At 65.3% G+C, this 20,682-nt stretch carries 13 protein-coding genes; 10 read left to right on the top strand and 3 right to left on the bottom strand.

What is annotated here, in order from left to right:
* Positions 1 to 2 precede the first annotated feature (2 nt).
* From U5805_RS12780 to U5805_RS12755, 6 genes are all read left to right on the top strand, one after another.
* Positions 3 to 542: a F0F1 ATP synthase subunit delta gene (locus tag U5805_RS12780; RefSeq protein ID WP_322103844.1), complete on the top strand. Its 540-nt coding sequence runs from the start codon at positions 3 to 5 to the stop codon at positions 540 to 542.
* A gap of 57 nt (positions 543 to 599) precedes the next feature.
* Positions 600 to 2,141 carry a F0F1 ATP synthase subunit alpha gene (atpA, locus tag U5805_RS12775; protein ID WP_322103843.1) on the top strand — a complete coding sequence of 514 codons (1,542 nt, stop codon included), beginning with the start codon at positions 600 to 602 and terminating at the stop codon, positions 2,139 to 2,141.
* A gap of 84 nt (positions 2,142 to 2,225) precedes the next feature.
* Complete coding sequence (gene atpG / locus U5805_RS12770; protein ID WP_322103842.1) at positions 2,226 to 3,110, top strand: F0F1 ATP synthase subunit gamma; 885 nt, start codon at positions 2,226 to 2,228, stop codon at positions 3,108 to 3,110.
* A gap of 97 nt (positions 3,111 to 3,207) precedes the next feature.
* A complete protein-coding gene (gene atpD, locus U5805_RS12765) occupies positions 3,208 to 4,602 on the top strand; it encodes a F0F1 ATP synthase subunit beta (RefSeq protein ID WP_322103841.1) in 1,395 nt (464 codons plus the stop codon).
* An 80-nt stretch (positions 4,603 to 4,682) separates the two neighbouring features.
* Entirely contained in the window at positions 4,683 to 5,108 is a 426-nt protein-coding gene (locus tag U5805_RS12760) for a F0F1 ATP synthase subunit epsilon (protein WP_112169952.1), read from the top strand.
* 297 nt (positions 5,109 to 5,405) lie between these two features.
* Complete coding sequence (locus U5805_RS12755; RefSeq protein WP_322103840.1) at positions 5,406 to 7,157, top strand: AMP-binding protein; 1,752 nt, start codon at positions 5,406 to 5,408, stop codon at positions 7,155 to 7,157.
* A gap of 803 nt (positions 7,158 to 7,960) precedes the next feature.
* On the opposite strand, the gene U5805_RS12750 is transcribed toward U5805_RS12755, so the two are convergent.
* Positions 7,961 to 8,791: a transporter substrate-binding domain-containing protein gene (locus tag U5805_RS12750; RefSeq protein ID WP_322103839.1), complete on the bottom strand. Its 831-nt coding sequence runs from the start codon at positions 8,789 to 8,791 to the stop codon at positions 7,961 to 7,963.
* 465 nt (positions 8,792 to 9,256) lie between these two features.
* On the opposite strand from U5805_RS12750, the gene hemE reads away from it, so the two are divergent.
* Positions 9,257 to 10,348, top strand: coding sequence for a uroporphyrinogen decarboxylase (hemE, locus tag U5805_RS12745; RefSeq protein WP_322103838.1), 1,092 nt, complete (start codon positions 9,257 to 9,259; stop codon positions 10,346 to 10,348).
* A 426-nt stretch (positions 10,349 to 10,774) separates the two neighbouring features.
* A complete protein-coding gene (locus U5805_RS12740; protein ID WP_322103837.1) occupies positions 10,775 to 13,027 on the top strand; it encodes a primosomal protein N' in 2,253 nt (750 codons plus the stop codon).
* 151 nt (positions 13,028 to 13,178) lie between these two features.
* Here U5805_RS12740 and U5805_RS12735 read toward each other — a convergent pair whose 3' ends face one another.
* Positions 13,179 to 13,328, bottom strand: coding sequence for a hypothetical protein (locus tag U5805_RS12735; RefSeq protein WP_322103836.1), 150 nt, complete (start codon positions 13,326 to 13,328; stop codon positions 13,179 to 13,181).
* A 295-nt stretch (positions 13,329 to 13,623) separates the two neighbouring features.
* On the opposite strand from U5805_RS12735, the gene putA reads away from it, so the two are divergent.
* Together putA and U5805_RS12725 are read left to right on the top strand one after the other, a co-directional pair.
* Positions 13,624 to 17,571, top strand: coding sequence for a trifunctional transcriptional regulator/proline dehydrogenase/L-glutamate gamma-semialdehyde dehydrogenase (putA, locus tag U5805_RS12730; protein WP_322103835.1), 3,948 nt, complete (start codon positions 13,624 to 13,626; stop codon positions 17,569 to 17,571).
* 94 nt (positions 17,572 to 17,665) lie between these two features.
* Positions 17,666 to 18,814 carry a branched-chain amino acid ABC transporter substrate-binding protein gene (locus U5805_RS12725; protein WP_322103834.1) on the top strand — a complete coding sequence of 383 codons (1,149 nt, stop codon included), beginning with the start codon at positions 17,666 to 17,668 and terminating at the stop codon, positions 18,812 to 18,814.
* Positions 18,815 to 18,942: 128 nt separating this feature from the next.
* On the opposite strand, the gene U5805_RS12720 is transcribed toward U5805_RS12725, so the two are convergent.
* The gene (locus U5805_RS12720) at positions 18,943 to 20,658 is read right to left on the bottom strand and encodes a thiamine pyrophosphate-binding protein (RefSeq protein ID WP_322103833.1); all 1,716 of its coding nucleotides are present in this window, start codon (positions 20,656 to 20,658) and stop codon (positions 18,943 to 18,945) included.
* Positions 20,659 to 20,682: the final 24 nt, after the last annotated feature.

Genomic DNA, 20,682 nt, shown 5'->3' with positions numbered 1-20,682 from the left:
TCATGGCCGAACTTGCAACCATCGCCCGCCCGTACGCAGAAGCGCTGTTTGGCGTGGCTGAAGCTGGTGACACCGCCGCCTGGTCCACGCTCGTCGCGGAGCTGGCACAGGTTGCGGCCTTGCCCGAGGTGCTGTCGATTTCGACCAGCCCGAAGGTGAGCCATGCCCAGGTCGTCGAGCTGCTGCTCGCGGCGGTGAAGTCCCCGCTCAAGGATACGCCCGAGGCGAAGAACCTCGTGCAGATGCTGATCGCGAATCACCGTCTGGAACTGCTGCCGGAAATCCACACGCAGTTCGAAGCGCTCAAGAACGCCAAGGCAGGCGCCGCGGACGCGCTGATCGTCAGCGCATTCCCGCTCGAAGGCGAGCCGTTGAACCAGCTCGTCGCCAGCCTCGAACGCAAGTTCAAATGCAAGCTGAAGCCCACCGTCGAAGTCGACAAGTCGCTGATCGGCGGCGTGCGCGTGACGGTCGGCGACGAAGTGCTCGATACCTCGGTCCGCGCGCGGCTCGCCAGCATGCAGACGGCTCTGACCGCCTGAGCGCCTTCACCGGCGCGGCGGCTGGCACGCAACAGAATTGAACATCAGGAGCGAATAATGCAACTCAATCCCTCTGAGATCAGCGAGCTGATCAAGAGCCGGATCCAGGGCCTTGAAGCGAGCGCGGACGTTCGCAACCAGGGCACCGTGATCTCCGTGACCGACGGCATCGTGCGCATTCACGGTCTGTCGGACGTGATGCAGGGCGAAATGCTCGAATTCCCGGGCAACACGTTCGGCCTCGCGCTGAACCTCGAGCGCGATTCGGTCGGCGCCGTGATTCTCGGCGAATACGAACACATCTCGGAAGGCGACATCGTCAAGACGACGGGCCGCATTCTCGAAGTGCCGGTGGGTCCGGAACTGATCGGCCGCGTGGTCGATCCGCTCGGCAACCCGATCGACGGCAAGGGCCCGATCAACGCCAAGGCCACCGACGCGATCGAAAAGATCGCTCCGGGCGTGATCTGGCGTGAAGGCGTGTCGCAGCCGGTGCAAACCGGCCTGAAGTCGATCGACGCCATGGTGCCGATCGGCCGCGGCCAGCGCGAGCTGATCATCGGCGACCGCCAGTGCGGCAAGACCGCCGTGGCCGTCGACACGATCATCAACCAGAAGGGCAAGGACCTCATCTGTATCTACGTCGCCATCGGTCAGAAGGCTTCGTCGATCCAGAACGTGCTGCGCAAGCTCGAAGAAACCGGCGCGATCGACTACACGATCGTCGTGGCGGCTTCGGCTTCGGAATCGGCCGCGCTGCAATACCTCGCGCCGTACGCCGGCTGCACGATGGGCGAATACTTCCGCGACCGCGGTCAAGACGCCCTGATCATTTACGACGACTTGACCAAGCAAGCCTGGGCATACCGTCAGATCTCGCTGCTGCTGCGTCGCCCGCCGGGCCGCGAAGCCTACCCCGGCGACGTGTTCTATCTGCACTCGCGTCTGCTCGAGCGCGCCGCGCGCGTTTCGGCCGACTACGTCGAGAAGTTCACGAACGGCGAAGTGAAGGGCAAGACGGGTTCGCTCACCGCATTGCCGATCATCGAAACGCAGGCAGGCGACGTCACGGCCTTCGTGCCGACGAACGTGATCTCGATTACCGACGGCCAGATCTTCCTGGAAACCGACCTCTTCAACGCGGGCATCCGTCCGGCAATCAACGCGGGCGTTTCGGTGTCGCGCGTCGGTGGTGCGGCTCAGACCAAGGTCGTGAAGAAGCTGTCGGGCGGTATTCGTACCGACCTCGCGCAGTATCGTGAACTCGCGGCGTTCGCGCAGTTCGCCTCGGACCTCGACGAAGCCACCCGCAAGCAACTGGAGCGCGGCCGCCGCGTGACGGAACTGCTCAAGCAGCCGCAGTATCAGCCGCTGCAAGTGTGGGAACTGGCCGTCGCGCTGTTCTCGGCGAACAACGGTTATCTCGACGACATCGAAGTCGCCGAAGTGCTGCCGTTCGAAAAGGGTCTGCGCGAATACCTGAAGTCGAAGCACGCCGACCTCGTCGCGCGCATCGAGGACAAGAAGGACCTGTCGAAGGACGACGAGAACGCGCTCCACGCGGCTCTCAAGGACTTCAAGAAGTCCGGCGCATACTGATCCGTCCGCGAATCAACCACGATAAACGGACTGGGCCCGGGTAAGCGCTGAAGCGTTCGCCCGGGTCGACAAAGGAGCAAAGCAATGGCTGGAATGAAGGAAATTCGCGGCAAGATCAAGAGCGTGCAAAACACGCGCAAGATCACCAAGGCGATGGAAATGGTCGCGGCGTCGAAAATGCGCCGCGCCCAGGAGCGCATGCGCGCCGCCCGCCCGTACGCCGACAAGGTCCGCGACATCGCTGCGCACATGAGCCGCGCGAACCCCGAGTATCGTCACCCGTTCATGACGGAAAACGACGGTGCGAAGGTCGCCGGCGTGATTCTCGTCACGACCGACAAGGGTCTGTGCGGCGGGATGAACACGAACGTGCTGCGCGCGACGCTGCAGAAGTTCAAGGATCTGGAAGCGTCCGGCACGTCGGTCGAGGCAACCGCGATCGGCAGCAAGGGCCTCGGTTTCCTGAACCGTCTGCGTGCGAAGGTCGTCTCCAACGTCGTGCATCTCGGCGACACGCCGCATCTCGAGAAGCTGATCGGCGCGATCAAGGTGCAGCTCGACCAGTACTCGGAAGGCAAGCTTTCGGCGGTCTATCTGGCTTACACGCGCTTCGTCAACACGATGAAGCAGGAGCCGGTGATCGAGCAGTTGCTGCCGCTGTCGAACGAGCGCCTCGTGGGCGGCGAGGACGACGGCGCCACGCCGAAGTCGCAATGGGACTACATCTACGAGCCGGACGCGCAAACCGTCGTGGACGAGCTGCTGGTTCGCTATGTCGAAGCGCTGGTCTATCAGGCCGTGGCCGAGAACATGGCGTCGGAGCAGTCGGCACGCATGGTCGCGATGAAGGCGGCGTCGGACAACGCGAAGACGGTCATCAACGAACTGCAGCTCTCGTACAACAAGAGCCGCCAGGCCGCGATCACGAAGGAACTGTCGGAGATCGTCGGCGGCGCAGCAGCCGTTTGATCGCCGCTCAAGGGCGAACGAGCGCGAACCGATTGCGAACCGCGCCGGTGCGAAACCGGTGAGCGAGTGAAGAATTCAGGTATCTAAAGGAAAATCGATGAGTACAACTGCTTTGGTAGAAGGCAAGATCGTACAGTGCATCGGCGCGGTGATCGACGTGGAATTCCCGCGTGAGCACATGCCGAAGATCTACGACGCGCTGATTCTCGAAGGTTCGGAACTGACCCTCGAAGTGCAGCAGCAGCTCGGCGACGGCGTCGTGCGCACCATCTGTCTGGGTGCGTCGGACGGCCTGCGCCGCGGCACGGTCGTGAAGAACACGGGCAACCCCATCAGCGTGCCGGTCGGCAAGCCGACGCTCGGCCGCATCATGGACGTGCTCGGTCGCCCGATCGACGAAGCCGGCCCGATCTCGAGCGAAAACACGCGCGCGATCCACCAGAAGGCTCCGGCGTTCGACGAGCTTTCGCCTTCGGCGGAACTGCTCGAAACCGGCATCAAGGTGATCGACCTGATCTGCCCGTTCGCCAAGGGCGGCAAGGTCGGCCTGTTCGGCGGCGCCGGCGTGGGCAAGACCGTCAACATGATGGAGCTGATCAACAACATCGCGAAGGAGCACGGCGGTTACTCCGTGTTCGCGGGCGTGGGCGAGCGTACCCGTGAGGGCAACGACTTCTACCACGAAATGAAGGACTCGAACGTTCTCGACAAGGTCGCGCTGGTGTACGGCCAGATGAACGAGCCGCCGGGCAACCGTCTGCGCGTGGCGCTCACGGGCCTGACGATGGCCGAGCACTTCCGCGACGAAGGCCTCGACGTGCTGTTCTTCGTCGACAACATCTACCGTTTCACGCTGGCTGGCACGGAAGTGTCGGCGCTGCTCGGCCGTATGCCGTCGGCAGTGGGCTATCAGCCGACGCTGGCCGAAGAAATGGGCAAGCTGCAAGAGCGCATCACGTCCACGAAGAAGGGCTCGATTACGTCGGTTCAGGCCGTGTACGTTCCCGCGGACGACTTGACCGACCCGTCGCCGGCCACGACCTTCGGCCACCTCGACGCCACCGTCGTGTTGTCGCGTGACATCGCTTCGCTGGGTATCTACCCGGCAGTCGATCCGCTCGATTCGACCTCGCGCCAGATCGACCCGAACGTGATCGGCGAGGAACACTACTCGATCACGCGCCGCGTGCAGCAAACGCTCCAGCGCTACAAGGAACTGCGCGACATCATCGCGATTCTGGGCATGGACGAACTGTCGCCGGAAGACAAGCTGTCGGTCGCGCGCGCTCGCAAGATCCAGCGTTTCCTCTCGCAGCCGTTCCACGTCGCGGAAGTCTTCACGGGCTCGCCGGGCAAGTACGTGCCGCTCAAGGAAACGATCCGCGGCTTCAAGATGATCGTCGACGGCGAATGCGATCACCTGCCGGAGCAGGCGTTCTACATGGTCGGCACGATCGACGAAGCCTTCGAAAAGGCCAAGAAGATCCAGTAAGGGTTAGTTGCCTACGTGCGGATAAGTCCTGCGGCTTATCCGCCACAGCAGCCACTTAACCCCCAAAGGAGTCGACACATATGGCAGCAACCATCAAGGTAGACGTCGTCAGCGCCGAAGAGAGCATCTTCGACGGCCAGGCGAAGTTCGTCGCGCTTCCGGGCGAGGCGGGCGAATTGGGCATTCTGCCGGGCCACACGCCGCTCATCACGCGTATTCGTCCGGGTGCCGTGCGCATCGTGGCCGAGGACGGCAATGAGGAGTTCGTGTTCGTCGCGGGCGGCATTCTCGAAGTGCAGCCGGGCGCGGTGACGGTGCTTGCCGACACGGCGATCCGCGGCAAGGATCTCGACGAAGCGAAGGCCACGGAAGCGCGCAAGCGCGCCGAAGAGGCGTTGCAGAACTCCGGTTCGAACCTCGAATACGCCACCGCGCAAGCCGAACTGGCGTACGCGGTCGCGCAGCTCGCGGCAATCCAGCGCCTGCGCAAGATGAATCAGCACTGATTGATTCCGGTACGTGCGTTCGGCGCTCTCAAGGGCGCGGCACGAGCAGAGCGCACGCAACGTAAAAGGGCTTCCCCGTGGGAAGCCCTTTTTGTTTTCGGCGTCGGATTATCAGCGTATTTCATAGTTGACGTTAACGGAAAGGTAACGTGAAATCATGCGTCCGCGCAAGCTGACCGAGCCTTGGCGCGGCTTGCGCTGCGGGTAAAACTTGATGCCGTTGCTGCGAAGGCCGATGGCACAATCCTTTTCAAATCCATTTCAGCGGGAGTGGATGCTCCCGGGGAGACAGCCATCATGGCCATCGACGCAGCCGGCGCGAGCGCCGCGCGCGAAGCGATCATCGCGCCGCGCGACGGGCTTTCCTACGTGAGAGGCGCGAGCGACGTGCCGCTTTCCGACGCGACGCTCGGCGACTTTCTGCGCGAGACCGCCGGGCGCTTTCCCGAGCGCCCCGCCGTGGTGTTTCGCGAGCAGGGCATACGCTGGACGTGGCGCGAGTTCGCCGCCGAAGTCGACATTCTGGCCGCCGGTTTCGCGGAGATCGGCATCGCGAAGGGCGACCGCGTGGGCATCTGGTCGCCCAATCGCGTCGAATGGTTGCTCACGCAGTTCGCCACGGCGCGCATCGGCGCCGTGCTCGTCAACATCAATCCCGCGTATCGGCTCGCCGAACTCGAATATGCGCTGAACAAGGTCGGCTGCAAGGCGATTGTCGCGGCGCAAAGCTTCAAAACGTCGAAGTATCTGGAGATGCTGCAAACGCTCGCGCCCGAACTCGAAAGCGCGGTGCCGGGCCAGCTTCGCGCGGCGCGCTTGCCGGCGCTTCGCGCCGTGGTGCGCATGTGCGATACCGATACGGCGGGCATGTTGTGTTTCAGCGAACTCGTCGAAATGGGCCGCGCCCGCAACGCGCGCGACGGCACGGCGTGGCTCGATACGATCGGCGCGACGCTTGCGCCCGACGACGCCATCAACATCCAGTTCACGAGCGGCACGACGGGCAACCCAAAGGGCGCGACGCTCACGCATCGCAACGTGCTCAACAACGGCCGCTTCATCGCGCAGGCCATGCGCTTGAGCGAAGCCGATTCGCTCTGCATTCCCGTGCCGCTGTACCACTGTTTCGGCATGGTGCTGGCCGTGCTTGCGTGCGTTTCCGTGGGCGCGGCGATGGTGTTTCCCGGCGAGGCGTTCGACCCGCGCGCGACGCTCGAAGCGGTGGCGGAAGAAGGCTGCACCGCGCTGCACGGCGTGCCGACGATGTTCATTGCCGAGCTCGATCATCCGGACTTCGCGCGCTTCGATCTCTCCAAACTGCGCACCGGCATCATGGCCGGCTCGCCGTGCCCGATCGAAACGATGAAGCGCGTGGTGGCCAAGATGCACCTCGCCGAAATCACCATCGCTTACGGCATGACCGAAACGAGCCCGGTGTCGTTTCAAAGCTCGACCACCGACCCGCTCGACAAGCGCACCACCACGGTCGGGCGCATCCAGCCGCATCTCGAAGTGAAGATCATCGACGCGCTCGGCAACGTCGTGCCCGTGGGCGAAACGGGCGAGCTATGCACCAAGGGGTATTCGGTGATGCAAGGCTATTGGGGCGACGAGGCGCGCACGGCCGAGGCGATCGTCGACGGCTGGATGCATACGGGCGATCTCGCGACGCTCGACGCCGACGGCTATTGCAATATCGTCGGCCGTTTGAAGGACATGTTGATTCGCGGCGGCGAGAACATTTATCCGCGCGAAATCGAGGAGTTTTTGTTCCGCCACCCGAAGGTGCAGTCGGTGCAGGTGTTCGGCGTGCCGGACGCGAAGTACGGCGAGGAAGTGTGCGCGTGGGTCGTGCTGCGTCCCGGCGAAAGCGCGAGCGCCGAAGAAATTCAGGCGTTCTGCCAGGGGCAAATCGCGCACTACAAGATTCCGAAGTACATCCGCTTCGTCGACGAGTTGCCGATGACGGTCACGGGCAAGGTGCAGAAGTTCGTGATGCGCGCGCGCATGATCGACGAGCTGAAAATCGGCGAACAGAAAACAGCGTGACGCCGGTTCAAATGCGAAATCGCCGCGCCGATGAAAGTCGCGCGCGGCGTTTTTTTTAGCCTGAAAATACTTGGGATTCCGAACGATTAATGGCGAAAATAAAAATCGCCGGGATGCATGATCGAAACATGCCCGACGAATAGCGAAAAACGTGGACGAAAAAAAAGCGGGCCTGGAGCCCGCTAAAAACCACACGCTACGGGGTTAGCGCGAGGAGACCAAAGGAGGAGCCGGGTATGAAGCGTCCGATACGGACCGATACGCCCGGTCACGGCTCCAACAAGGATGCCCCTTCAAGAGGGCTCCGACGCACTCAACCGAAGTTAAGGGGAACGCCGACCGGCCGGTGTATCGTGTCCGCTCACACTTGCACCCAGCCACATCCGTGTTGAAACCGTTGAAGAGATTGTGGGCGAATTAATGGGGCTTCGCGGTAACAAAGTGTTTCAGGTTGTAACGCCCGCAGGACAAGGCTTTGCGGGTGTTTTTGCCGTGATGATCGTTTTACGAAAGTCATTTTTACGACGCTAATTGCGGATTCTTTCTTCGACAAAATCATCTGCTTTGAATGCGAATTCGATTCGCATGATGAAACCTCGGCTGTACGGGCGGTTGCGAACATTTCATCGCACGAATGCGCGAATTGGCATCGGTCGCGCACGCGCATGCAAAACGCTTTAGCCTTCGCGACGTGCGCGCCATGCAAGCTTCGCGCATGGTGCGTTGCAAACTTCCGTTGCAACTCCTCGTTGCATTTGCGGGGTCGCAACGAAAGCCGCGCGCGCAAAGTTAGCTCTCCTGCATCATTTGAGCCACTTGTCCGAGATGGACTGATACTCACCGCTCGCGCGCGCGAGATGCAGCCACTGATCGACGTACTGTTGAAACACCACGTCGCCGCGCGGCACCATCCAGGCTTTCTCGCCATACTGGAAGGGCTGGTCGGGATGCACGGAACACAAACCCGGATTGAGCTTTTGCTGTAGCAAGGTCTCCGAAGCATCCGTGACCATCACATCGGCCTTGCCCGCGAGGATCTGCTTGAACACCGTCACGTTGTCGGGATACACCGTGAGATTCGCGTGCGGGAAGAACTGCTTCGCGAAGCGCTCGTTAGTGCCGCCGGGATTCACGATCACGCGCGTGGCAGGCTGGTCGATCTGCGCGACGGTCTGGTACTTCTTCACGTCGTCGCAACGTACGATGGGCGTCTTGCCGTCGACTTGATACGCTTCGGTGAAGAACGCGCGCTTTTGCCGATCGAGCGTCGTCGACACGCCGCCCACGGCCACGTCGCACTTCGCCAGAAAGTCGTTCATGAGATTCGGCCACGAGGTCTTCACGAACTCCGCCTTCACGCCGAGCGACTTCGCGAGCGATTCGGTCATGTCGATGTCGATGCCTTCGAACGTGCCGTCCTGCCGGTAGTACGAATAGGGCTTGTAGTCGCCCGTCGTGCAGGCGCGCAACGTGCCGCGCGCGATCACTTCGTCGAGGCGCGAGGGCGCCGGGCCGGCAGTCGTCGCCGTCGCGATTGGCGTTGCCGGTTGCGCGAACGACGCGGCGGCGAAAAGCGATGCGGTCGAGCCAACGGCCAAGGTTGCCAGGGTCAGGGCGAGAGCGGTTTTCTTCATGTCGTCTCCGGTGTCGTTGTGCTTGGTGTAATGCTTCGGAAAGGCGCTTGATGATAGCTCGCGCCTACGTGGCGGTTAAGCGCGGACTTACCTGAATGACGGCCCGGCAATCGCGGCTCGATCGCCGCGCGATCGCGGTTCGGTAAATGCAGCGGGCGCGGCGGCGCGCGTCAACGGCAGCCGTCGTCGGCGACCGTCGACGGCAACCATCAACAGCGACCATCAACGGCAACCGTCAACGGCAACCATCAACGGCAACCATCAACGGCAACCATCAACGGCAGCCGTCAACGGCAACCGTCAACGGCAACCGTCAACGGCAACCATCAACGGCAACCATCAACGGCAACCGTCAACGGCGACCATCAACGGCAACCGTCAACGGCCGGCGTCGCCATGTGCCGGCAGCCGCTCCGGTAAAATGTCGGCTCGCTTTCGAATCTGGCGCGTCCAGCGCAACCGCACGTGGCCCACACTCTCCTGAACGACACCTTCCTGCGCGCGCTGCTGCGCCAGCCGACCGAGTACACGCCGATCTGGCTAATGCGCCAGGCTGGCCGCTATCTGCCGGAGTACAACGCCACGCGCGGCCGCGCGGGCAGCTTCCTCGGCCTCGCGAAGAATCCCGATTACGCGACCGAAGTCACGCTTCAGCCGCTCGAGCGCTATCCGCTCGACGCCGCCATCCTGTTCTCCGACATCCTGACGATTCCCGACGCAATGGGCCTCGGCCTCTCGTTCCAAGCGGGCGAAGGGCCGAAGTTCGCGCATCCGGTGCGCACCGAAGCCGACGTGGCGAAACTCGCGGTGCCCGACATCGGCGCGACGCTCGGCTACGTGACCGACGCCGTGCGCGAAATCCGCCGCGCGCTCACCGACGGCGAAGGGCGGCAGCGCGTGCCGCTCATCGGCTTCTCGGGCAGCCCGTGGACGCTCGCCTGCTATATGGTCGAAGGCGGCGGTTCGGACGACTTCCGCACGGTCAAGTCGATGCTCTACGCGCGGCCCGATCTCATGGAGCGCATTCTCGACGTCAACGCGCAAGCCGTGGCGGCCTATCTGAACGCGCAGATCGAAGCCGGCGCGCAAGCCGTGATGATTTTCGATACGTGGGGCGGCGCGCTCGCGGACGGCATGTATCAGCGCTTTTCGCTTGCCTACATCCGGCGCGTGGTGGCGGCGCTCAAGCGCGAGCACGACGGCGCGCGCGTGCCCGTCATCACGTTCACGAAGGGCGGCGGCCTCTGGCTCGACGAGATCGCCGATACGGGCGTGGATGCCGTCGGCCTCGACTGGACCGCGAACCTCGGCCGCGCGCGCGAGCGCGTGGGCGACCGCGTGGCGCTCCAGGGCAATCTCGACCCCAATGTGCTGTTCGCGCCGCCGGCCGCGATTCGCGAGCAAGCGCGCGCGGTGCTCGACAGTTACGGCGCGCACCCCGGTCATGTGTTCAATCTCGGGCACGGCATTTCGCAGTTCACGCCGCCTGAAAATGTCGTCGAACTCGTGGACGAAGTGCATCGTCACAGCCGCGCGTTGCGTGCCGGAACGGCGTGACGCCGCGCGGCATTTTGCTGCGACGCAGCGTGCTGGGCTCTGGCCGTCAGGGTGGGAGCGGGCTAAAGAGGCCGTCCAGAAGCCTTCGCGAGTCTGTCAAGACTTGACTTATGCACACTTCTCCCGTTGCGGCGCGCAAGAGCGAAACCAGGTCGCGGCAGCAGGCGCCGTATTGTGCCAAATCAATCAGACCCTTGACAGACAAGGCTTTCGGCGCTCCACGGCATTCTGTGCGGCATCCCACATAATGGCCGCGCACGGACCTTCCAGCCCGCGCGGTTCGGAGTTCTCAACAAAGTTATCCACAGGCGCGGGATCGGGGGCGCGATTGTTCTGCGGAATCCAAAACTTAGCGCCGAATTTCAAGTTCTACTTTAAGTTGCGGCGTCAGTGCGCTGCCGCACAGAAGAACGCGGAGTTCGGGGCATGAACGCGGGCTTTGTGCGCGTCGCGCTCGATCATCCTTCGTCGGCGCTTTACGACTACCGGATGGCGCTCGACGGCGTGTCGGCCGCGCCCGGCATGCTCGTGCGCGTGCCGTTCGGGCGGCGCGATGTCGTGGGTTTGATCTGCGAAGTGAGCGCTAACAGCGAGGTTCCCGCCGACAAGATCCGCGACGTGATCGACCTCTGCACCGCGTGCCCGCCGCTTTCGGCGCAATGGCTCGCGCTCGCGGGTTTTGCCGCCGATTACTACCAGCGCGGTCTGGGAGAGGTCGCGTTGCCCGCGTTGCCGCAGGCGCTGCGCGATCCGTCGCGCTGGGCGCGGCTGCTGGCGCCGGAAGAACGCTATCGGCTTTCCGGGGCCGGACGCGCGGCGTTGCCCGACGCCCTGCCCGCGCGCGCGCAGGCGCTGCGGCGTCTCGCGCAGGTGCTCGCCGAAAGCGGCGAGCTGGACCCCGCTCAGGCGCGCGCGCTGCATCCGAAGGCCATCGCGGCGCTGGACGCGTGGCGCGACGCCGGCTGGGTGACGCACGAGCGCATCGAAATCGGCGCGGCGGCGGCGAGCCTCGCGCGTGCGGCCGAAACGGCCGTTGCGGTGCCGCGCTTGAGCGACGAACAAGCGCAGGCCGTCGAGGCGATCGGCGCCGCGCGCGGCTACGCGCCGTTCCTGCTGCACGGCGTGACGGGCAGCGGCAAGACCGAAGTGTATTTGCGCGCGCTCGCCGCGCTGCTGGAGCGCGAACCCGACGCCCAGGCGCTCGTGCTGGTCCCCGAAATCAATCTCACGCCCCAGTTCGAGGCGGCGTTTCGCACGCGCTTCGCGGGCACGCTCGCCGACGACGCCATCGTCACGCTGCACAGCGGTCTCGCGGAAGGCGAGCGCGCGCGGCATTGGCTCGCGGCGCATACGGGCCGCGCGCGCATCGTGCTCGGCACGCGGCTGGCCGTGCTCGCCTCGCTGCCGCGCCTCGCCATGCTGGTGGTGGACGAGGAGCACGACCCGGCTTACAAGCAGCAGGAAGGGCTGCGTTATTCGGCGCGCGATCTCGCCGTCTGGCGCGCGAAGCAGCTTGGCGTGCCGGTGGTGCTCGGCTCGGCCACGCCTTCGCTCGAAAGCTGGTGGCAGGCCGAGCAAGGCCGCTACACGCGCCTGACGCTCGCGCGCCGCGCCGTTGCCGAGGCGGTGCTGCCAACCGTGCGTCTGATCGATCTCGAAGAGGAGCGGCGGCGCGGGCGCGCCTCATTCGAAGGGCTGTCCGGTCCGCTGATCGCCGCCATGAAAACGCGGCTCGAACGCGGCGAGCAGAGCCTGATCTTCCTGAACCGCCGCGGCTACGCGCCCACGCTCGCCTGCGACGCGTGCGGCTGGGTCGCGGGCTGCCCGCGTTGCAGCGCCTACGTCGTGCTGCACAAGCCCGAGCGCGCGCTGCGCTGCCATCACTGCGGCTGGGAATCGCGCATTCCGCGCTCGTGCCCCGACTGCGGCAATGTCGATCTCGCGCCGATGGGACGCGGCACGCAGCGGATCGAGGAGGCGCTCGCGAGCGCGGTGCCGGGCGCGCGCGTATTGCGGATCGACGCCGACAGCACGCGCCGCAAGGGCAGCGCGCAGGCGCTTTTTTCCGGCGTGCATGCGGGCGACGTGGACATTCTCGTCGGCACGCAGATGATCGCGAAAGGGCACGATTTCCAGCGCGTTTCGCTCGTCGGCGTGCTCAATGCCGACAACGCGCTGTTTTCGCACGACTTTCGCGCGAGCGAGCGCCTCTTCGCGCAACTGATGCAGGTGAGCGGGCGCGCGGGCCGCGCCGGTTTGCCGGGCGAAGTGCTGGTGCAGACGCGTTATCCGCGCCACGCGCTCTATCACGCGCTGGCGCGCCAGGACTACGTGGGATTCGCGAATACGCAATTGGGGGAGCGGCGCGACGCGCATTTGCCGCCGTTCGTCTATCAGGCGCTGCTGCGCGCCGAAGGGCGCACGCTCGAAGCCGCGCTCGCGTTTCTCGCGCAAGCGGGCGAAGCGCTCGCGACGCTGCCCGCCGCCGCGCGCGTGACGGTCTACGACGCGGTGCCGCTCACCATCGTCAAGGTGATGAACGTTCACCGCGCGCAGTTGCTCGTGGAAAGCCAGTCGCGCGCCGCGCTACAGGCGACGCTGCGCGCGTGGCTGCCGATGCTGCGGGCGCAGCGCGGCGTGCTGCGCTGGAATCTCGAAGTCGATCCGCTGGATATCTAGCCGATCGCATCCAGCCGACCGCATCCAGGCGCTCGCATCCAGCGCGACCGCATCCCGTCGGTATCCGGCATCGAAACCACGCGCCCAAAGCCGCCATCTGCGGCTTCGCGCGCGAGCGGCCCAACCTCGCCGCCCGCGCGCGATGTTTCGTTCACGGCTCGGCGCGACCCGTCGCATCTCCCGCTTTCACGGAGACAAAACCTACGCGGCGCGTCGACTGCGCCGTTGCGCCACGGATGAACAAGACCGCGCAAGCGGCGCACATCGCCCAGATTCCCGCAATCACCATCAGCTTTTCCATGTTGGTCCTCGCCCCGCGATCTTTCTTTTGATCGAACAACCCCCGTCCTTGTTTGTATAACGGCGCGGCCGCGGAATCGATTAGGGTTCTCCGCAAAACTTTCGCGCCAGGGAAAACACCGAGTGCAAACGGTGCGCCCCGGCACCGGGACATCGGCCGCAAACGCACGCCACATACGGGTTTCGTCGGGGTGCAACCATTCTGCTCAAGTGGTTGCACCTTTTTATTTGGAGGGTTACGATTCGCCAACTTTTCAGTCACCGCCGCCGCGCATTCGCCGGCATACGAAGGAAACATGGCTAGCACCACACTTGGCGTCAAAGTCGACGATCTGCTCCGCTCCCGGCTCAAGGACGCCGCCACGCGCCTCGAACGCACGCCGCACTGGCTTATCAAGCAGGCGATCTTCGCGTACCTGGAAAAGATCGAGCACGGCCAGTTGCCGCCCGAGCTGAACGGTCACGTGGGCACGACCGACCTCGCCGACGGTGCTACCCACGACGAAGACGAAGCCGCCTCGCATCCGTTTCTCGAATTCGCGCAGAACGTGCAGCCGCAGTCGGTGCTGCGCGCGGCCATCACGGCCGCATACCGCCGCCCGGAGCCGGAGTGCGTGCCGTTCCTGATCGGCGAGGCGCGTTTGCCCGCCAATCTCACCGGCGACGTCACGAAGCTCGCCACGAAGCTCGTCGAAACGCTGCGCGCCAAGCGCTCGGGCGGCGGCGTGGAAGGCTTGATCCACGAGTTTTCGCTCTCCAGCCAGGAAGGCGTGGCGCTGATGTGCCTCGCCGAAGCGCTGCTGCGCATTCCCGACCGCGCCACGCGCGACGCGCTCATTCGCGACAAGATCAGCAAGGGCGACTGGAAATCGCACGTGGGTCACGCGCCGTCGCTGTTCGTGAACGCGGCCACCTGGGGCCTGATGATCACGGGCAAGCTCGTCACGACGAATAGCGAAACGGGGCTTTCCTCGGCGCTCACGCGCATGATCGGCAAGGGCGGCGAACCGCTGATCCGCAAGGGCGTGGACATGGCGATGCGCCTGATGGGCGAGCAGTTCGTGACCGGCGAGAACATTTCGGAAGCGCTTGCGAACAGCCGCAAGTTCGAGGCGCGCGGTTTTCGCTACTCCTACGACATGCTCGGCGAAGCCGCGACCACCGAAGCCGACGCGCAGCGCTACTACGCATCCTACGAGCAGGCGATTCACGCCATCGGCAAGGCCGCGGGCGGGCGCGGCATCTACGAAGGTCCGGGCATCTCCATCAAGCTTTCCGCGCTCCACGCCCGCTACTCGCGCGCGCAGCAGGAACGCACGATGAGCGAATTGCTGCCGCGCGTGCGCGCGCTCGCGATTCTCGCGCGCCGCTACGACATCGGCCTCAATATCGACGCGGAAGAAGCCGACCGGCTCGAAATCTCGCTCGATCTGCTCGAAGCGTTGTGCTTCGACCCGGAACTCGCGGGCTGGAACGGCATCGGCTTCGTGGTGCAGGCGTACCAGAAGCGCTGCCCGTTCGTGATCGATTACATCGTCGATCTCGCGCGCCGCAGCCGCCACCGCATCATGGTGCGCCTCGTGAAGGGCGCGTACTGGGACACCGAAATCAAGCGCGCGCAGGTGGACGGCCTCGAAGGCTATCCCGTCTACACGCGCAAGATCTACACGGACGTCTCGTACCTCGCGTGCGCGAAGAAGCTGCTGGGCGCGCCGGACGCGGTGTATCCGCAGTTCGCCACGCACAACGCGTACACGCTTTCGGCGATCTATCACCTCGCGGGCCAGAACTACTATCCCGGCCAGTACGAATTCCAGTGCCTGCACGGCATGGGCGAGCCGCTCTACGAGGAGGTCACGGGGCCGCTCTCGCAGGGCAAGCTGAACCGTCCGTGCCGCGTCTACGCGCCGGTCGGCACGCACGAAACGCTGCTCGCGTACCTCGTGCGCCGGCTGCTCGAAAACGGCGCGAACACGTCGTTCGTGAACCGTATCGCCGATGAAACCGTGCCGGTGAGCGAACTCGTGACGAATCCCGTCGACGACGCCGCGAAGGTCGTGCCGCCGGGCGCGCCGCACGCGAAGATTCCGCTGCCGCGCGAACTGTTCGGCAACGCGCGTCTCAATTCGATGGGACTCGACCTGTCGAACGAGCATCGGCTCGCGTCGCTGTCCTCCGCGCTGCTGGCGAGCGCGCATCATCCGTGGCGCGCCGCGCCCATGCTTGCCGATATCGACCTCGCCGAAGGCACCGCGCGCGACGTGCGCAATCCCGCCGATCATCGCGATCTGGTGGGCACCGTGGTGGAAGCGACGAGCGAGCACGTGAGCGCCGCGCTCGCGCACGCCGTGGCCGCCGCGCCGATCTGGCAAGCGACGCCCGTCGAAGCGCGCGCCGACTGTCTCGCGCGCGCCGCCGACCTGCTCGAAGCGCAAATGCACACGCTAATGGGCCTGATCGTGCGCGAAGCGGGCAAGTCGCTGCCGAACGCGGTGTCGGAAATCCGCGAGGCCATCGACTTCCTGCGCTATTACTCCACGCAGATCCGCGACGAATTCTCGAACGACACGCATCGTCCGCTCGGTCCGGTCGTGTGCATCAGCCCGTGGAACTTCCCGCTCGCGATCTTCATGGGCCAGGTGGCCGCCGCGCTCGCCGCCGGCAACACCGTGCTCGCGAAACCGGCCGAGCAAACGCCGCTGATCGCCGCGCAAGCCGTGCGCATCCTGCGCGAAGCGGGCGTGCCCTCGGGCGCGGTGCAACTGCTGCCCGGCACCGGCGAAACCGTGGGCGCGGCGCTGGTGGCCGACCCCCGCACGCGCGCCGTGATGTTCACCGGCTCGACCGAAGTCGCGCGCCTCATCAACAAGACGCTTTCGGAACGCCTCGATTCGGAAGGCCGGCCGATTCCGCTGATCGCCGAAACCGGCGGCCAGAACGCGATGATCGTCGATTCGTCGGCGCTCGCGGAGCAGGTGGTCGCCGACGTGCTGCAAAGCGCGTTCGACTCGGCGGGCCAGCGTTGCTCGGCGCTGCGCGTGCTGTGCCTGCAAGACGACGTGGCCGACCGCACGCTCGAAATGCTGACGGGCGCGATGCGGGAACTCGCGGTGGGCAACCCCGACCGCCTTTCGACCGACGTCGGCCCCGTGATCGACGTGGACGCAAAGCGCGGCATCGACTCGCACGTGGCCGCCATGCGCGAAAAGGGCCGCAAGGTCATGCAGATGAGCGCGCCGGAAGCCTGCGCGCAGGGCACCTTCGTGCCGCCCACGCTGATCGAGATCGACAGCCTCGACGAACTCAAGCGCGAAGTGTTCGGGCCGGTGCTGCACGTGGTGCGCTATCGCCGCAGCCAGCTCGACAAATTGCTCGAACAGATCCGCGCGACCGGCTACGGCCTCACGCTCGGCATTCATACGCGTATCGACGAAACCATCGCGCATGTGGTGGGCCGCGCGCACGTGGGCAACATCTACGTGAACCGCAACGTGATCGGCGCGGTGGTGGGCGTGCAGCCGTTCGGCGGCGAAGGGCTTTCGGGCACCGGGCCGAAGGCGGGCGGCGCGCTCTATCTCTCGCGTCTGCTCGCGAAGCGCCCTGCCGGTCTGCCGAAGTCGCTCGCCCATGCGCTGGTCGTCGATCAACCGCGCGCGGACGCATCCGGCCCCGCCGCGCCGCAATCGGCGCACGGCGCATTGACGGCGCTGCGCGACTGGCTCATCGCCGAACGCGAGCCCGCGCTGGCGGCGCGCTGCGACGGCTATCTGGAACACGTGCTCGCGGGCGCCACGGCCGTGCTGCCGGGCCCCACGGGCGAGCGCAACACCTACACGCTCTCGGCGCGCGGCACGGTGCTGTGCGTGCCGTCCACGTCCACCGGCGCGCGCGCGCAGCTCGCGGCGGTCATCGCCACGGGCAACCGCGCGCTGTTCCAGGGCGCGGCCGGCGAGGCGCTGGTGAGCGCGCTGCCCGCGCCGCTCAAGGCGCACGCGGCGGTGAAGAAGAATGCGGACGCCCATTACGACGCGGTGCTGTTCGAGGGCGACAGCGACGAACTGCTCGCGCTCGTGAAGGAAGTGGCCAAGCGGCCGGGACCGATCGTCTCGGTGCAAGGCGTGGCGGCGCATGCGCTCGCCAACGGCGACGAAGATTACGCGCTCGAACGTCTCCTCGCGGAACGTTCGGTGAGCGTGAATACGGCAGCAGCAGGCGGCAACGCAAACTTGATGACGATCGGCTAAACGCAAGCGATACTACCGGTCGTCTCAAGACAAGGAAGCGGCAAGGCTCTCGCGCCAAAGCCGCTCATTCGATACCTGGTACCAAGGAGAAGCAATGCAACACATCATGAAGCAGCTGGCAGGCGCAACGCTGCTTGCCGCCGTGTCGCTGGCGGGGACGGCGCACGCGCAACAGGCCGAAGACGTGAAGATCGGTTTCGCCGGCCCGATGACGGGCGCGCAGGCGCACTACGGCAAGGACTTCCAGAACGGCATCACGCTCGCGGTGGAAGAGATGAACGCAACGAAGCCCGTGATCGGCGGCAAGCCGGTTCACTTCGTGCTGGATTCCGCCGACGACCAGGCCGACCCGCGCACCGGCACGACCGTCGCGCAAAAGCTCGTCGACGACGGCATCAAGGGCATGCTCGGCCACTTCAATTCGGGCACGACGATCCCGGCTTCGCGCATCTACGCGAACGCGGGCATTCCCGAAATCGCCATGGCGACGGCGCCCGAATACACGCAGCAGGGCTTCAAGACGACGTTCCGCATGATGACCTCGGACACGCAGCAAGGTTCGGTCGCGGGCGCGTTCGCCGTGAAGAACCTCGGCATGAAGAAGATCGTCGTGATCGACGACCGCACGGCCTACGGCCAGGGTCTCGCCGACGAATTCACGAAGGCCGCGAAGGCCGCCGGCGGCAACATCATCGACCGCGAATACACCAACGACAAGGCCGTCGACTTCAAGTCGGTCCTGACGAAGGCGAAGGCGATGAACCCGGATCTGGTCTACTTCGGCGGCGCCGACTCGCAAGCCGCGCCGATGGTCAAGCAGATGAAGTCGCTCGGCATCAAGGCGCCGCTGATGGGCGGCGAAATGGTGCATACGCCCACGTTCCTGCAAATCGCGGGCGACGCGGCGAACGGCACGGTGGCCTCGCTCGCCGGCCTGCCGCTCGACCAGATGCCCGGCGGCAAGGACTACGTGGAGAAGTACAAGAAGCGCTTCGGCGAAGACGTGCAGACGTACTCGCCGTACGCCTACGACGGCGCCATGGCGATGTTCACGGCCATGAAGAAGGCCAACTCGACGGACCCGGCGAAGTACCTGCCGTTCCTCGCGAAGACCGACATGCAGGCTGTCACCACGTCGCACCTCGCGTACGACGCGAAGGGCGATCTGAAGAACGGCGGCATCACGCTGTACAAGGTCGTCGACGGCAAGTGGACGACGCTGCAAAGCGTGGGCGGCAAGTAAGCGCCGCGTTCGGCTCAGCAAGCAGGAAGCAGAAAAAGCCTCGCGGGTGCATGCCCGCGAGGCTTTTTTCTTTTGCGCTTCGCGCGACGGCGAGCGCAACGGTGAGACTATTCAGGAGTCCTTGTGGCTCATTCGCCGCGCGCTTTCCTGCCGGCTTCGCGGATCTGTTCGAGCGTGGCGGCGGGCGTGCTGGCTTCCTTCGTCACGCGGATTTCGATGAGCGCCGGTTTGCCGGCCGTGAGCGCGCGCTCCAGCGCGCTCGCGAATTGCGCGGTTGCGGTGACGACTTCGCCGTGCGCGCCGAACGACTGCGCGAACGCCGCGAAGTCGGGGTTCGTGAGCTGCGTGCCGTGTACGCGGTGCGGGTAATGCCGCTCCTGATGCATGCGGATCGTGCCGTAATGCGCGTTGTTCACGACGATGAACACGACGTTCAGCCCGTATTGCATGGCCGTCGCGAGTTCGGAGGACGCCATCATGAAGCAGCCGTCGCCCGCGAGCGCGACCACAGTGCGCGCGGGATACAGCGACTTCGCGGCAATGGCGGCCGGCACGCCGTAACCCATTGCGCCGCTCGTGGGCGCAAGCTGCGAGCGAAAGTGCCGGTACGCGAAATGCCGGTGCAGCCACGTCGCGTAATTGCCCGCGCCGTTGGTCACGATGGCATCCGCGGGCAGGCGCGCGCGCAATTGCTGCATCACTTCGCCTAGCTGCACGTCGCCGGGCATCGGCAGCGGCTCGCGCCATGCGAGATATGCCGCGTGCGCGGCGGCGGCGCTGCCCGACCACGCGGGTTGCGGCGGCGCGGGGAGCGCCGCGAGTTGCGCCGCCATTTCGGCGAGCCCTGACACGATCGGTACGTCGGCGGCATAGACGCGCCCCAGTTCTTCCGCGCCCTGATGAACGTGAATGAGCGTTTGCTTCGTTTTGGGGATGTCGAACAGCGCGTAGCCGCCCGTGGTGGATTCGCCCAGACGCGGCCCGAGCGCGAGCAGCACGTCGGCTTCGCGAATGCGCCTGGCGAGCGCGGGATTCACGCCGAGCCCCACGTCGCCCGCATAGTTCGGATGCTCGTTGTCGAGCGTGTCCTGAAAGCGGAACGCGAGCCCGACCGGCAATTGCCAGTTCTCGACGAAACGTTGCAGGTCGGCCGTGGCCTGCGGCGTCCAGCCATGGCCGCCCGCGATCACGAACGGCGCTTTCGCCGCCGCGAGCCGTTCGCGCACGCGCGCCATCTGTGCCGCCGACGGCGACGCCTGCACGCGTTGCGCGGCGGGCGGCACGGCTTGCGCCTCGGCGGCGGGAATCGCGCCGCTCAGCATGTCCTCGGGCAACGCGAGCACGACCGGTCCGGGCCGCCCCGACATCGCGACGTGAAACGCGTGGCTCAGATATTCGGGCACGCGGCGCGCGTCGTCGATTTGCGCGACCCACTTCGCCATTTGCCCGAACATGCGCCGATAGTCGATTTCCTGAAACGCTTCGCGGTCCATCTGCTCGCGCGCGACCTGACCGATCAGCAGGATCATCGGCGTGGAGTCCTGAAACGCGGTGTGTACGCCGATGGACGCGTGCGTGGCGCCCGGCCCGCGCGTGACGAGCGCGACGCCCGGCTTGCCGGTGAGCTTGCCGACGGCTTCCGCCATGTTCGCGGCGGCGGCTTCGTGGCGGCACACCACGGTGGCGATGCGCGGCGTTTCGTCGGAGAGCGCGTCGAGCACCGCGAGATAACTCTCGCCGGGCACGCAGAACACGCGCTCGACGCCATTGGCGAGGAGCGCGTCGACGACAAGACGCGCGCCCGTGGTGGTGCGCTGCGCGGCGGCGGAATCATTCTGCTGCATGGCGAGGCTTGCTCCTTTTCCGAA

Origin of the sequence: Paraburkholderia sp. J41 (assembly GCF_905220235.1) — a bacterium.
Classification (GTDB): Bacteria; Pseudomonadota; Gammaproteobacteria; order Burkholderiales; family Burkholderiaceae; genus Paraburkholderia.
The sequence above is the reverse complement of the archived record's forward strand: the minus strand, read 5'-3'. Positions and strand labels throughout refer to the sequence as shown.

Excerpts from the sequence above, each read along its gene's own strand:
- U5805_RS12780 (WP_322103844.1), top strand. The coding sequence starts at position 3 with ATGGCCGAACTTGCAACCATCGCCCGCCCGTACGCAGAAGCGCTGTTT.
- atpA (WP_322103843.1), top strand. The coding sequence starts at position 600 with ATGCAACTCAATCCCTCTGAGATCAGCGAGCTGATCAAGAGCCGGATC.
- atpG (WP_322103842.1), top strand. The coding sequence starts at position 2,226 with ATGGCTGGAATGAAGGAAATTCGCGGCAAGATCAAGAGCGTGCAAAAC.
- atpD (WP_322103841.1), top strand. The coding sequence starts at position 3,208 with ATGAGTACAACTGCTTTGGTAGAAGGCAAGATCGTACAGTGCATCGGC.
- U5805_RS12760 (WP_112169952.1), top strand. The coding sequence starts at position 4,683 with ATGGCAGCAACCATCAAGGTAGACGTCGTCAGCGCCGAAGAGAGCATC.
- U5805_RS12755 (WP_322103840.1), top strand. The coding sequence starts at position 5,406 with ATGGCCATCGACGCAGCCGGCGCGAGCGCCGCGCGCGAAGCGATCATC.
- U5805_RS12750 (WP_322103839.1), bottom strand. The coding sequence starts at position 8,791 with ATGAAGAAAACCGCTCTCGCCCTGACCCTGGCAACCTTGGCCGTTGGC.
- U5805_RS12740 (WP_322103837.1), top strand. The coding sequence starts at position 10,775 with ATGAACGCGGGCTTTGTGCGCGTCGCGCTCGATCATCCTTCGTCGGCG.
- U5805_RS12735 (WP_322103836.1), bottom strand. The coding sequence starts at position 13,328 with ATGGAAAAGCTGATGGTGATTGCGGGAATCTGGGCGATGTGCGCCGCT.
- putA (WP_322103835.1), top strand. The coding sequence starts at position 13,624 with ATGGCTAGCACCACACTTGGCGTCAAAGTCGACGATCTGCTCCGCTCC.
- U5805_RS12725 (WP_322103834.1), top strand. The coding sequence starts at position 17,666 with ATGCAACACATCATGAAGCAGCTGGCAGGCGCAACGCTGCTTGCCGCC.
- U5805_RS12720 (WP_322103833.1), bottom strand. The coding sequence starts at position 20,658 with ATGCAGCAGAATGATTCCGCCGCCGCGCAGCGCACCACCACGGGCGCG.